Source organism: Candidatus Merdisoma sp. HCP28S3_D10 (genome assembly GCF_052065835.1).
Lineage (GTDB): Bacteria > Bacillota > Clostridia > Lachnospirales > Lachnospiraceae > Laedolimicola.
Window position 1 is genome coordinate 252842 of the sequence record NZ_JBQHTG010000004.1, and the last position, 14258, is coordinate 267099.

At 53.2% G+C, this 14258-nt stretch carries 13 protein-coding genes; all 13 read right to left on the reverse strand.

Annotated features, from left to right (window positions below):
- Positions 1-12: 12 nt before the first annotated feature.
- Entirely contained in the window at positions 13-783 is a 771-nt protein-coding gene (locus tag ACTNCH_RS11575) for a dihydroorotate dehydrogenase electron transfer subunit (RefSeq protein ID WP_441017938.1), read from the reverse strand.
- A gap of 9 nt (positions 784-792) precedes the next feature.
- Positions 793-1722, reverse strand: coding sequence for an orotidine-5'-phosphate decarboxylase (pyrF, locus tag ACTNCH_RS11580; protein WP_441017936.1), 930 nt, complete (start codon positions 1720-1722; stop codon positions 793-795).
- A 107-nt stretch (positions 1723-1829) separates the two neighbouring features.
- Positions 1830-3065, reverse strand: coding sequence for a GTPase HflX (gene hflX / locus ACTNCH_RS11585; protein WP_441017934.1), 1236 nt, complete (start codon positions 3063-3065; stop codon positions 1830-1832).
- A 2-nt stretch (positions 3066-3067) separates the two neighbouring features.
- Complete coding sequence (locus ACTNCH_RS11590) at positions 3068-4012, reverse strand: glycosyltransferase family 2 protein (protein WP_441017932.1); 945 nt, start codon at positions 4010-4012, stop codon at positions 3068-3070.
- A 59-nt stretch (positions 4013-4071) separates the two neighbouring features.
- Positions 4072-5229 (reverse strand): LCP family protein, encoded by a 1158-nt coding sequence (locus tag ACTNCH_RS11595; RefSeq protein ID WP_441017930.1) that lies wholly within the window; start codon positions 5227-5229, stop codon positions 4072-4074.
- Between the two features lie 30 nt (positions 5230-5259).
- Positions 5260-6669: an undecaprenyl-phosphate glucose phosphotransferase gene (locus ACTNCH_RS11600; RefSeq protein WP_441017928.1), complete on the reverse strand. Its 1410-nt coding sequence runs from the start codon at positions 6667-6669 to the stop codon at positions 5260-5262.
- The gene (locus ACTNCH_RS11605) at positions 6666-7637 is read right to left on the reverse strand and encodes a glycosyltransferase family 2 protein (RefSeq protein ID WP_441017926.1); all 972 of its coding nucleotides are present in this window, start codon (positions 7635-7637) and stop codon (positions 6666-6668) included. Before ACTNCH_RS11605 ends, ACTNCH_RS11600 begins: the two co-directional genes overlap by 4 nt.
- Entirely contained in the window at positions 7627-9099 is a 1473-nt protein-coding gene (locus ACTNCH_RS11610; RefSeq protein ID WP_441017924.1) for a glycosyltransferase family 2 protein, read from the reverse strand. The genes ACTNCH_RS11605 and ACTNCH_RS11610 overlap by 11 nt, the downstream gene beginning before the upstream one ends.
- Positions 9100-9102: 3 nt before the next feature.
- On the reverse strand, positions 9103-9777 hold the full coding sequence (locus ACTNCH_RS11615; RefSeq protein ID WP_441017922.1) for a DUF4956 domain-containing protein: 675 nt from the start codon (positions 9775-9777) through the stop codon (positions 9103-9105).
- A 41-nt stretch (positions 9778-9818) separates the two neighbouring features.
- Entirely contained in the window at positions 9819-10514 is a 696-nt protein-coding gene (locus ACTNCH_RS11620; protein WP_441017920.1) for a polyphosphate polymerase domain-containing protein, read from the reverse strand.
- Positions 10515-10541: 27 nt separating this feature from the next.
- Positions 10542-12191, reverse strand: coding sequence for a CotH kinase family protein (locus ACTNCH_RS11625; RefSeq protein WP_441017918.1), 1650 nt, complete (start codon positions 12189-12191; stop codon positions 10542-10544).
- Positions 12188-13783 carry a CotH kinase family protein gene (locus ACTNCH_RS11630; protein WP_441017916.1) on the reverse strand — a complete coding sequence of 532 codons (1596 nt, stop codon included), beginning with the start codon at positions 13781-13783 and terminating at the stop codon, positions 12188-12190. The genes ACTNCH_RS11625 and ACTNCH_RS11630 overlap by 4 nt, the downstream gene beginning before the upstream one ends.
- 46 nt (positions 13784-13829) lie before the next feature.
- Positions 13830-14258, reverse strand: a complete 429-nt coding sequence (locus ACTNCH_RS11635; protein ID WP_441017914.1) for a GtrA family protein — start codon at positions 14256-14258, stop codon at positions 13830-13832.

Here is a 14258-nt window from a genome sequence, read left to right on the forward strand (position 1 = left end):
TTTCTCCTTCGGTTACAGTTCGATCTCATCTGCCGCAAACACCGGACCGTCCTTGCAGATACGCTTGTTCTTCACATTCGTATGGGCGTCCACATCCTTGGACTTGCATACGCAGGCCAGACAGGCTCCGATGCCGCAGGCCATCCGCTCCTCCAGGGAAAGATAGCAGTCGATACCTTCCTCCTCCGCATAAGCCTTCAGGGCCCGGAGCATGGGTCCCGGTCCGCAGGCGAAAATCGCGTCTGCGTGGAGATCGTTCTCTCTGATAGCGTCCAGCACATTGCCTCTGGTTCCGGCGCTGCCGTCCTCTGTAGCTACCACAAGCTTCGCATGGCGGGACAGCTCGTCCTTCAGGAACAGATCCCCGCCCCGGTAACCGGATACCACAATCTTCTCGCCGGGAAGCTGCTTTGACAGCTCCACCATGGGCGGTACGCCGATACCGCCTCCGATGAGGAATACTTTTTGATAGCCCTTGTCCAGAGGGAAGCCATTTCCCAGGGGGCCAATGAGACGTAAGGTCTCTCCCTCGCCGTAGCCGGAAAACTCCGCGGTTCCGGCTCCTGCCTTCCGGTATACCAGACGCAGGGTTTTATTCTCTTTATCAATCTCGCAGATACTGATGGGCCGGGGCAGAAGCCGGGACTCATCGTGGCAGTAGACGGATACGAACTGACCGGGTCTTGCCTCCTCCGCGATATGCTCTGTCTGAAGCCACAGGCTGTAGACGCCCGGGGCAATCTCACGCTGCTCTTTGATAAGCGCTGTTTCCTGATATTTCATAGCCTTCTCCTATCGTGCGTTCAGTGCGCCGCTGATATCGGCAACCATGTCCTCTACTGCTGCCCGGGAAGCGTCGCCAAAGTTTTCTGCACCGAACTTTGCGTACTTCTCCTGCTTGTATGCGGCAATGATGCCTCTGGAGGAGTTGACAATGGCTCCCAGACCGTCCTCGTTAAAGAAGTTCACCAGATCCTTGCCCTTTCCGCCCTGCGCGCCGTAGCCCGGCACCAGGATAAAGGTCTTCGGCATGAGCTTTCTCAGCACTGCGCCCATCTCCGGATAGGTAGCGCCTACCACTGCGCCGATGTAGCTGTAGTCGGACATTCCCATATGCTCCTCGCCCCACTGGGCTACCTTCTCGCCTACCAGCTCGTAGAGCGGACGGCCGTTTACCAGCTGATCCTGGAATTCGCCGCTGGAGGGATTGGAAGTTTTTACCAGGATAAAGAGACCCTTGTTTTCTTCCTTACATACCTCGATAAAGGGGTTGACGCCGTCGCTGCCCAGATAGGGATTGACTGTGGCGAAATCCTCATCAAAGGGAACATAACACTTGCTTCCCACCTGTACCTTACCCAGATGTCCTACCGCATAGGCTGCGGAGGTGGAACCGATATCGCCGCGCTTCACATCGCCGATGACAACCAGATCCTTGGACTTACAGTAATCGATGGTCTTCTTATATGCCTTCAGACCCTCGATACCAAACTGCTCGTACATGGCAATCTGAGGCTTTACAGCCGGAATCAGGTCACAGGTTTTGTCCACAATCTCTTTATTGAACTGCCAGATAGCCTCTGCAGCTCCCTCCAGGGTCTCTCCATACTCCGCGAAGGCCTTCTCCTTCACCTGATCCGGGATGTAGGAAAGCATCGGATCCAGTCCTACTACGATGGGCGCTCCTGTTTTCTGAATTTTCGCAATCAGCTTATCAATCATGTTACGTTCTCCTTCTTTTTATAGAGTGGCTCTGTTACTCAAAAAAGCCTATTGGGAAGCATTATATCGTATTTTATTTCAGAATGCAACCATAAGCGCCTCTGCGCCTAATTATTTCGCGGCATAAAAGCCTTAATATAGATGCCGTCCTCCCGGTATTCCTCACAGAGCACCTGGCCCATTTTACGAATGCGCTGGATATCCCCTGCCTGGGCGTAGGGAAACAGCTTTTCCACCTGTACCCGGCTGTTCCGAAGCTGCTCCTCCAGCGCCTCCTGAAGTTCCGTAAGTCCTGCGCCGGTTCCGGCGGAGATGCCGAGAACCCGGACCGCCTTCGGATCCTTGGGAAGCTCTGTATCCGGAGCCAGATCCCGCTTGTTGAACAGTGTGATGACCGGTTTGCCCCCGATCTGCAGCCGATCCAGAGTCTCGTAAACCGCCTCCATCTGGGCGTCCATCTGCGGATTCGCGCTGTCTACCACATGAAGGATAAAGTCCGCGTAACGGGCTTCCTCCAGGGTACTCTTGAAGGCCTCTACCAGATGATGGGGCAACTTCCGGATAAAGCCTACTGTATCCGTCAGCAGAATCTCCTGACCGCTGGGAAGCTTAAGCCGCCGGGTGGTGGGATCCAGCGTAGCAAAAAGCTTGTTCTCTGCCAGAATCCCGGCCCCGGTCAGGGCGTTTAATAAAGTAGACTTTCCTGCGTTGGTATAACCTACGATGGCAGCTACCGGAATGCTCTCGTTCAGACGTTTTTTCCGCGCCGTATCCCGGTGAAGCTGCATTTCCTTTAACTCTCGGTTCAGGCGGGCAATCCGGCTCTTAATGAGTCTCCGGTCTGTCTCCAGCTTTTTCTCACCGGGGCCACGGGTTCCGATACCGCCTCCAAGCCGGGACATGGCGATACCCTTTCCGGTAAGTCTCGCCAGCCGGTACCTGAGCTGGGCCAGCTCCACCTGTAGCTTTCCCTCGCTGGTGGTGGCGTGCTGGGCAAAGATATCCAGAATCACCAGGGTCCGGTCCATGACCTTTAGATCCAGTTCCTGCTCCAGGCCTCTTAGCTGGGCCGGCGTCAGTTCATCGTCGCAGATAACCCCTTCTGCCCCAAGCTCCCTTGCCAGCTTGCGGACCTCGTCGATCTTGCCGCTGCCGATATAGGTGCCCGGATGCATGGACTCCCGGTTCTGGATCACCCGGCCCACGGCGTCCGCGCCGGCTGTATCCGCCAGCTCCGCAAGCTCGGAAAGAGATTCCTCTACCATTTCATTTTCCCGGGTACAGACGCCGATGAGAATGACGCGCTCCCGGGTTTCCTGTGTATTTTCAAATACCTCTGTCAAATTCAATCCTCCGTCTCTTTCTTTTCCTGCTCCCAGTAAGCCCGGTTCATAGTACAGCGAAGCACCAGCCGGCGAGGCAGCCTCCGGTAACTCTTTCCCAGCTTATAACCCAGAAATTTACAACCGCTCTGCCAGATCAGCGCCGCCACAAGCCAGGGCTTTCCAATCCTCATACAATGGGCCGCCGTTTTTTTCACCAGCCGGATTCCCTCTCCCTCAGAGGGTACGCCTTCAAAAATCTCCGGATGCTCTGCCTGGGAAACCGCCAGATCGAAATTCCGGTGAAACTGCTCCCTGCCACTGTAGTTATGGGAATGAATGACCTGAGCGTCCGCCGCGTAAGCGATGGCATAACCGGACCGGATCAGTCCCCCTGCGTAAATCATGTCCTCATTGAAAATGGTCCGCCGGATAAAGCCCCCCTGCCGGAGATAAGTTTCCCGCTCATACATGGCGCAGACATTGGAACAGAAAAAGGTTTTGATTCCAAGATTTTCCAAATCTTTTGCTGTCTTTACGCGGCTCTCCTCCGGATAATTGAAGATCCGGGTGTAGCGCTCCAGTTCCCGGCAATCCTCCTTTGCCAGCTGCCTTGCGTATGCGGCTTTGATCTCCGGCCCGGTAAAGGCCGCCGCCAGCCGCTCCACCAGAAATTCGTCTGCGGGAAGGGCGTCCTGGGTCATAAAAAGCAGATAGTCTGCCTCGGACAGCCGCGCCCCCCGGTCTCTGGTGCCGCCATGGTCGAATTCATTTCTGGAAAGCTCGTGAAGCTCTGCTTTCGGAATTCCCTCCAGCATCGCCCGTACGTCCACCTCCGTCCGGGTATTCATCACCAGAATCCGGTTTACGGCTCTGGTCTGCCCGGACAGCCGTTTCAGCAGCTCCCGGAATTCTGCTCCCGGGCGGTAAGCCGGGATAATCACATCAATGGTTGCATCCTCTCTCATAGGTTCTCCCTCTGAAAAAATGGACGAGGCTCGTTTCTCCCCGTCCATCTCATCTGTTCTTATTCGCTTGCTGCGGTCTTTGCCACCGCGCCTGTATCCAGTTTGATCTTCTCATTGATCTTCAGGACCGTCGGCGACGGATAATAATCCTCCTCGCCGAACAGGAACTTATGCAGCTCCTTCACGTTCAGCTCCAGATCCGCCGGGGCCACGATAGCCTGCTTGTTGAGCTTCACATTTTCGATATAGGTGGGGAAGCCGCTGCTCTCACCCAGCTCATAGGACATCATGCTGGCCGCCATTCCAATCATCGTTGTCTTCGGAATATTGGTCGCTACCAGCGGGAATACATCGTCGATGATCTTATTGATGGTTCCCAGACCTGCGCCCTTTGCCTTTTCCACAATCTTGCTGATAACCGTTCTCTGACGCTCCGTCCGCTTAAAATCGCTTCCGGCCGTGTAACGGATCCGGCAATAAGAGGTCGCCTGCAGACCGTCCAGGGTCTGAAGTCCCGGTCCCTCCAGGAAGGGGCTGTAGTGATCCAGATAATCCTCGGAAATCTCCGTAGTCTCATACATATAGCTGTTGACCAGCTCCCATTCGTCCTCCTGCACATCGATATCAATACCGCCCAGGGCGTCAATGGTCTTGATCAGCGCCACAAAGTCCACGCTGACATAATACTGGATATTCAGATCCAGGTTGGCATTCAGCATTTCCATGGCCTGCTTGGGGCCGCCGCTCTTATAAGCCGCGTTACATTTGCCGTAGGTATCGTCCGCACGGTTCAGGTAAGTGTCACGGTATACGGACATAAGCTTCACTTCTTTGGTCTCATTGTTGATACTTGCGATGATGATGGTATCGCTGCGGTTGCCCGCGCCCAGTTCGCCAATCTTCCGGGTATCGATACCGAACAGGGCGATATTGGTATACCCCTTCAAAAGCTTTGCGGTATCCGCGTCCATATCCTCGTTCATGGTGACATCGTCAGCGTCCACGCCCAGGTTCTGAATTTTTCCAAGTTTTCCCAGGACAAAAACGCCCAGTCCCAGCACCAGAATCAGAAGTACCTCCAGTGTCAAAATTGCGATCAGCTTCTTTTTCCGTCTTTCCTTCTTCCGTCTTCTGGCTATCCGTCTTCTCTCCTCCGGCGTATGAGCTGTATGGCCGGAGCTGTGAGAATGCTTTCTGCCTTTTGTATTGGTTCTCATAAACGTATTAACCCTTTCCTGTGCTGACGTCTAGTAGGCGTTTTTATTGATAAAGCCCTTAAAGATCGTCAGAAATAAGATTTTTATATCAAACCCCAGCGTCCAGTTCTCAATGTAATAGAGATCGTATTCGATCCGCTTACGAATCGAGGTATTACCCCTGTACCCGTTGATCTGGGCCCAGCCGGTCATACCCGGACGCACCTGGTGTTTAATCATATAACGGGGAATCTCTTCCCGGAACTTCTCCACAAAAAATGGCCGCTCCGGACGGGGACCCACCAGACTCATATCCCCTTTTAAGATATTGAAGAGCTGCGGCAGCTCGTCAATACTGGTCTTCCGGATAATCTTGCCCACCTTGGTGACACGGGGATCGTCCGGTACGGTCCAGGCGCCCCGTTCCTTTTTCGGAGACTGTACGCCCATGGAACGGAACTTGTACATCTTAAAATTCCGGTTGTGGAGACCCACCCGCTCCTGGGTATAGATCAATGGTCCCGGAGAGGTCAGCTTGATGACAATAGCCGTCACCAGCATGATCGGAGAAAAAATGATAATGGCACAGACCGCCCCCACCAGATCCACGCTCCGTTTTATAAACGCGTTAAAGGTATTGGTCAGAGGCACATGCCGGATATTGATCACCGGAAGCCCCATCAGATCCTCCGTATAGGGACGGGTCGGAATGATATTATTGTAATCGGGAATAAACTTTGTATGCACGCCGGATTTCTCACAGACTGCTACGATATGCTCCAGCTTGGAGTACTCGCTTAAGCCCAGGGTAATGGCTATCTCGTCGGGCTTGGCCCGCTCCAGCACTTCCTCGATCTCCTCGGTACGGCCAAAGACCTGTACCCCGCGGTACTTCATGCCCTGTTCCACATTGTCGTCCAGAATGCCCATGATCTCATAGCCCCATTCCGGATTGGCCTTGATACGGTCGATATATTCCTCCGCGGCCCGGCTGTATCCCACCAGAATCATGTGCTTCTGGTTGAAGCCTTTTTTCCGCAGCTGCCGCAGGGTGATCCGGATACAGTTCCGGGCTATGGCCTCCAGCACGATGTTGATGGCGTAGAAATAAAACAGCACCATCCGGGAAAAGTTGTTGGTAAACTCCGTGTTCCAGCGAAGCAGGAACATGGCCATCATAAAGAGACCAAGACCCAGGGTATTGGCCTGTACGATCTTCTCGAATTCCACGCGCTTTCTGCGCACGCTCTTGGTGGTGTACATTCCAAAAGCCGTGTACAGCAGCAGATAGCCGGGTACCAGCGGGATCAGCATTAGCATGTAGTCCCCGAACAGGAAACCGGATATCTTGTCCAGTATTTTAAACTGTATGGTCCAGGCCAGCAGATAGGCCACGGTAATTACCAGCGCGTCCACCAGCACGTGAAGCCGGTTAAAATGCTGTTGATTGTCTTTTATCAATATCTCTCACCCACAAATCTTCTTGCTATATTCGCCCACAGTTCCCACTGGATCCGCAGGTACGCGGGAACATGCTTCCACCGGAAGCGGACCTTCTTTTCCCTGTCGCAGGTACGGATTCCCGTCAGGATTCCCCGGGCATAGATTCCGCCCAGTCCCTTCCTGCAGAAAAACAGCTGCTTTGCCCCAAAGCCCACCAGAAGGAAGGGCAGATTCAGCACCAGCTGAAGCAGAGGCATATTTTTATAAATAATCCATATATTGTTCCGTGAACTTAAAGTCACCTTAAATTCATTGTACCGGGAACCGCTGGTTCCGCTTCCCGCGTGAAGCACTCTGGCTTCCGGGGCATACCGGTTCTCATAGCCGTAGATTCCGGCCCGCCAGCCCAGGTCGATATCCTCCAGATAGGCAAAATGCGCCTCGTCGAAATATCCGATCTCTTCCAGTACCTCTTTCCGGTAAATGGCCGCGCCCGCACAGGCCGCGAAGATCCGATCCGGAGCTTCGTAAAGAGCGGAAGACCGATCCTTTCCCCGGGCAAAAGCCCAGCCCAGGGCACAGTAGAAATTCCCCGCGTCATCCAGCTTCTCCGGCTGATGAAGCTGAATCAGCTTCGCCTGGGCCGAAAATGCCTTCGGATTTTGCTCAAGCGCTTCCCAGAGGGCGTCGGTAAAGCCAGGCTCCACTTCTGTATCATTGTTCAGTAAAATTACATAAGGGCGCTTTGCCGCCCGGATTCCTTCGTTGACCGCCCGGGCAAAGCCATAGTTCTGATCCAGGGCCAGCAGCCGTACCTGCGGGAAATGCTCCCGCACATAGTCGGGGCTTCCGTCCCAAGATCCGTTATCCACCACCAGGATTTCCGCCTCCGGCGCATCCGTCAGTACCGAACGAAGACAGGCCTCCATAAAAGCCATTCCATTGTAATTGGGTATCACAATGGATACCTGACTGTCAGCCTTCATACATCACCGCCCAGGGTTCATAGTAGATATGATAACCGGCTTCCGTAAGCCTCTCCGCCAGGGCTTCCATCGACAGCGGTTTTCCCTGCGGCATACAGACCCGCAGTACCTCGGTCCGCATCAGGAAGCAGGCCGTAGGAGCTTCCAGCTCCTGCTGAAGCATGGCCCTGTGATAATATCCGGTATAACCTGGCTTCAGTCCCTTCCTTCCATCGGAAAAGGGATCAGAGACGCCGCGCATTCGAAGCTCCGAAGCCAGACGCCGCTTCGCGTCATAGACCCGCGCACAGGCCATTCCCGTTTCTGCTCTGTCACAGCAGGCCTTAAGGGTTCTAAAGAAATCCACATTCACCCTGCAGCCTTCCGGATTCCGGCCAGACACAAACAGTACATACGGATCTTCTCCCCAATTTATTACGGAATTATTACATATCATATCATAATATACAACGTTTACGCCCGTTTGTCCATGGAATTTTTCTAAAGAATTCTTTAAGATTGCGGGACTTCCCGGATAACAGACCCGGTAAAAGCCGTAATTATCCGTATTTTCCGGGGTTCCGGAGCGTCCGGTCCGGGCAAGATGGGCCGCCACCGCCCGCTTTCCTGCCTCGTAGGCATAGAGCTTGCTCTCGGGATTGGTGGCCGTGGAAGCCTCGTGGCTCCGCCAGGAATAAAGCACCTTCGGCACATGCAGCACTCGATCCGCTTTTTCCGTACAGCGGAAGATAAAATCGTGATCCTGCGCTCCGTCGAACTCCCCCCGGAAGCCACCCACCTCCAGGGCAATACTCCGCCGTACCACGAAGAAATGGCAAATGTAATTGTTGCTCCTCAGATACTCCTGATTGTAATCCGGTTTGAAATGGGGCTGGAAATGACGGGTCAGATCCATATTGACCTTATCCTCGTCCGTATAGACCGCATCCGCGCCGCCTTCCTCCTTAAGCTTCCTCAGGATCTCAAAAAGAGCCCCCGGAAGCAGCAGATCGTCGTGATCTAAAAGGCCCACATATTCGCCGGACGCCATGGCAAGCGCCGCGTTGGTATTGTCAGAAATCCCCAGATTCTTTGTCAGATGACGGTATTTTACACGGGAATCCTTCTTTTCATATTCTTTCACTATCCGTTCGACTTTATCCGAAGGGCTTCCGTCGGCAATGCACAACTCCAGCCTGCTGTAGCTCTGGTTCAGCACCGAATCCATCATCTGCCGCAGAAATACCTCCGAGGTCTCATAGGCCGGAACCAGGATGCTGATACATGGCTCGTACGCGAACTGGACAGAGCGCTGTCTTTCGGTCTCCTCCGCTGTGGGAAGCTGGCTCATAAGCCAGTCCGGATATCCGGCTTCCGCCACGTTGCGCCGCTTCCGCTCCATAACCTTCCGATAAAGCCGGGCGAGCCCGTACTGCCGGATATACCGCAGTCCGCGCCCGCCAAGCCGCACTATCTCTTTCATAGCTTAAAAGGTGACTTCGCCGTCATGGGCAATCAGAGAAGCAGAAAGCACGGTTTCCACTGCGGAAACCTCTTTTACAAAGGCGCTTTCTTCCTTTACCTGTACTTCCACTACCATATCCAGCGCGCCCGCTGTCAGGTTTCTGGATTTTACCTTATAAAACTTGCTGTACTTCTTTACGATATCCAGAATTGTATCCTCTTTTGCCGCGTCTGTCACATTGACTACCAGCATCATCGGAGCCCGGGAAGCCGGAAGATTCTCCAGAACCAGAATCAGAATCGTGACTACCAGACAGGTAAGCAGCGCTACCTCGTAAAGTCCCGCGCCGCAGACGATACCGATACTGATGGACCAGAACATGAAAACCAGATCCATCGGATCCTTGATTGCGGTACGGAAACGCACGATAGACAAAGCGCCGACCATACCAAGGGAGATCACCAGGTTGGACTGCATAGCCAGGATAATCGCTGCCGTAATCACTGACATGGCTGCCAAAGATACATTGAAGCCCTTGGAATAAAAGGACTTTCTGGTTACCAGACGGTAAATCAGAAATACATAGCAGGCCAGAATACAGGTCACTGCAAAGGTCGCCATAATCCGTCCGGCAGAAATGTCCATGCTGGTAAAGCCTTCCAGAAATGACTTTTTAAATACATCTTTAAATCCCATTTTTTATATCCTCCACATTATATTTTCGAATTTTATTTTTCTCAATCCGGTATTCCCGTGAAGGAGTACCGTCTGCACAGATAATATTTGGAAAATGTTGTCTGCTGTAAGCTGTTCAGCTGCAGGTTTCTGTATATAGAATCCGGCAGGAATTCATCGTACTTCACTTCCAGGATGTTCTTTCCCTTCGGCATAATGGGCCGCATGGGTATCTGTTCTTCCAGGAACAGGCTCGCATAGCTGGAAGAGCGGATATTCAAATCCAGGGTGATACGGGTATTTCCCAGCGGATCCACATAGGGCACCCGGTCGTATTCCACGATAATCCGGGGCCGGAGAAGGCGGGTCCGCATCTGCAGATTCAACTTCTGCAAGACCGGCGGATACGCAGGATCCGGCGGCAGGGGTCTTCCGGCCATCAACTCCCGGCACTGCTCCTCGCTCAGGCGGCAGGACAGCTTCTGGGTCATACCGTGCTCCTTCCGCTTCAGCTCCAGACGGATCCGCTCCGGGCTGGCATTGTAGATTCGTATCCGGAACTTCTCTCTCGGATCGCTGCCGATCTCATTTTCATTATAATAGCTGTTGTAATAATCGTCAAAATACAGGCTTCGGATATGGTACATGCCGTCCGGTCCCACATGACGGTCCGGCTTTATCAGCCCCCGGATCCGGTTTTCCAGAAGCGCCAGCTGCGCTGCCGTAACCACGTATTTTAACTCGTGACGATACTCCATGTTTTCACTCCTTTAGACCGGGACTTCCTATTCATAACCAAGTCCCAGGTATTCCTCCAGATTTCCGTTAAAATAATAATCCAGAATTCCAAGCCGGTAGAAGGCCATCCGCTTAAACAGCTCCATATCCTGTCCGCTGTTGCTCTCCGGCCAGCGGGCGGCGTCCCTTGCGTATGCGCCCGAATCCTGTACCTGCCTCACCAGGTCATCGATACGTCCGGTCAGGCTTTCCTCCGAGAACACGTCCTCCCGGAGCTTTTTCCAGGTTCGGTTTACATAATCTTTTGATTCGTCCACGTCCAGCTCGATTAACCGATCCCCGTAGGCCCAGTTGATCCGCTCGGAATAGAGACCGGTAAACAGGCCTACCTTCCAGGCGATATCTCCACCATTTTCATTCTCGCTTAAAGCGTCCCCCCAGGTAATATCCATATCCCAGGGCGCAAAATAAATCTTTGCCCCACGTTCTGTCTGTTTTGCCACATAATACATGTTTTTTCCACGGTTGTCAATTCCCAGCACCGCCTGAAGAAACATCCATACGTTCAGCGCGCCCTCCCGATCGGTAAGCTCGGAAGCTGTTTCCCGGAATTCCGTATCGGAAGCCATATCCCGGAGACGCAGGTAGGAAAGCAACGGTTCCCAGTCGGAGCGTCCGATGGTTTCATGCTTTCCCTTCAATTCATAACCGTCCAGGCTCTGCCCGTACTCCGCCTGATTCAGAAGTTCTTCGGTCGGCAGGCTCTGGGGCGTCACCGACTTATAGGAATATTCCTCCGCCCGGCCCTCGTTTGCCTTTGTCCGGTTCAGCTGCTTGGAATCCACCGGCTCGGACAGTACGTAGAGCCCCCAGTATTCATGGTTGAAGAAAACCTCCACATAGGTCATCCGGGTTCCGAAATACGCGCTTGAAAAATCCGGTCTGGAGGCTCCCACCTCGCTCCAGAGATCCGCGTTCAGCTTATCCCGGATTTTCGAGGAGTCTGTATACATGGCATTCAGAATCCACTCGTCGTCGGTACGCAGACCGAACAGGGACTTTTTGTCCGCCACGATATCGCCGTTTTTCTTCTGCTTTTTCAGGCTCAGCTTGTAACCCTTTTTGGGATACACCCGGCTGGTATTGCCCCGGATATGGGCCTCCAGAATACTGGAGGAGGTCCAGTTGATTTTGGTGCTGTTGTCCCAGAAGAAGGCGCTGCCGCCGAAAACCTCCGTATCCGCACTCTCCGCGGTTTCAATGGAAATCACCGGAAGTCCGGTGGCCACCAGGCTACATTCCTGGTACGCGCCGTCCTTCACCGCATAGAAACGGAAGGCTTTTCCCTGCCGGATAGCTTCCTGCTTATCCGTATCGGCGATCTCTTCCTCAAAGAGAAGCCTTACGCTTCTGTCCAGCGAGGTCAGCTCCCCGCCTTCCCAGGCCTCTGTTTCCCTGTCCAGGGGAAGATAAAAGGTCGAGGTGGTACTGTCATAGGGAAGCTGCTCCCCGGAAAAAGCGAGTCCCGTAAAAAAAGGAACCTCCGCTTCCCGGTGGGTTTCCTTCATGGCCGCTATCTCGCCGGCCTCTGCCGCGCCTGCTCCCATGGGATTCCAGAGGGAGCGCCAGCAGAACAGCACGGCCAGACAGCCGCACAGCAATATCAAATTCAGTAAAAGAGCTATCTGCTTTTTCACTCCACATACTCCTCCAAATCCAGATAGGAAAGCGGATTTTTAAACTGTTCGTCCAGAAAAGCCATCCGTTCGCAGGCAAGCTGCTTCAGGCTCTCATAGTCGGAATTGTGCCCGCCGTTCTCCCAGGTATCCCGATCCCGTTCAAAGGCTCCGGAATCCATTACCCTGTGGGCGTAGGTATCAATGTGCTCACAGAGCCAGGCGTCCGAATATACGTCCTCCCGAAGCTCCTTCCAGCGGGCGGCCACCTTTTCCCTGGCTCCGTCCACATCAAGCTTCACCAGGCGGTCGCCTATCTTCCAGGCAATCCGCATGGTCAGGATTTCCTCTGAAAACCGGGTCCGGTTTCCCGCGTCAAAATCATGGACATTTCCCCAGGTATAATCCATGTCCCAGGGCAGAAACCGAATCCGGTACTGGTCGTCCACCCAGACCGCCGGATAGAAAATATTCCGCTGGATATTGTCCATGCCAATGACAGCCTGCAGATACAGCCAGACATCCAGAGCGTTGTCCACATCAATCAAATCGCCGATATGGGCCGCAAAGGTCTCGTCGTCCGCACCCAGATATGCAAGGTATGTGTCGAGGACTTCTCTGTGGGCTTCATCGTCCGCGGAATGGTTTCCCTTTAATTCATAGACGTCCGGATCCTTCTGTTTATACAGATATTCCTCCGGACCCTTTCCGTTTTCCCTGGTCAGGCCCAGCTGCTTATAATCTACCGGCTCCATCAGACCGTAAATTCCGCGGTATTCCCCATTTTGAAAAACCTCAATGTATTCCATATGATAGCCATAAAAACCATTGGATTCAATACCCAAAGCCCCGGATTCGTTCCATATATCCTGAGAAAGTTTATCACGTACCTTGGAATCCTCGCTGTACATAGCGTAGAGAAGCCACTCGTCGTCGGTACGCATTCCCAGGAAGGACTGCTTGTTTTTCCGCAAAGCTCCGCTTCCGATCTGATTCTGTTTATACAAAGTCATTTTATAGGATTTCTTCGGATTCAGACGGCTGGAACCTCCCCGGATATGGGCGCTCATGACGCTTTCCGTCACCCAGCTTTCCTTCGTATCCGCTGCGTAGAACCGCATACGTCCGTAGATTTCCTCATAGCGGATCTCCGCTCCGCTGTCTGTGGACAGGCTTATCATGGGCAGACCGGAAAATACCACCTGCGCGATCTCATAGCTTCCGCCCTTTATAGCCAACAGCCGGTAAGCCTTTCCCGTCCGTATGGCCTCCTGCTTGTCATCTGCCAGGGGATCCTCCAGCAGATAGACCTCCGTGCTGTCCGCGCCTTGAAAGGTCCCTGTCTCCCATTCCGGGTTTTCCATATCCACGGGAAGGTACCAGGTCCGGCTCTCCACATCGCAGGGAAGCTCCTCGCCGGCAAAATAAAGCGCCGTCAGCAGCTTTTCCCCTTCCCCCGCAGGCTTCAGGCTCTTCATCAGCTTCTCCGACTTTTTGACCGTCAGAACCTGATGCTCCATGCCGGGAGCCTTCACCGGGAACTTCACCAGCCAGATTCCGGTAATCAGAAGCAGCACAAGGCAGACAGCCAGTGCTATCCTTTTTTTCCTCATCTCTGCTCCTTTCCGAAATCATATTTTCTATTTCTTCTATAGGGAATCAATGCTTCTCAATAAAAATCTTGCGGGTGATAAAGTTGTATACCATTACCACTGCGGTGGCGAAAATCTTCACAACCATGTACGCGTAACGGGAATAAGCCGCCAGCAGGCTGCTCCGGTTCATCAGGCCCTCCAGCCATCCGGTACCCGCCCACATCATAAGCTGGTTAATGCCCAGACCTATCAGGCTTAAGATAACAAATATGGCAAACTGGGCGGTCTTGTTGGCCTCCTTGTCCGCGTCAAAGACTACCGTAATGCTTAAGATATAGTTTACTACCGTAGAAATGGTATAGGAGCAGGCGCTGGAAATGATAGAGGGAATTCCCACAGCCTCCGTCAGCGCTACCATAATAAAATAGTCGATAAAGAAACACAGGAAGCCTACGGCTCCGAATTTGACAATCTGTCCAAATAATTTTTTCAT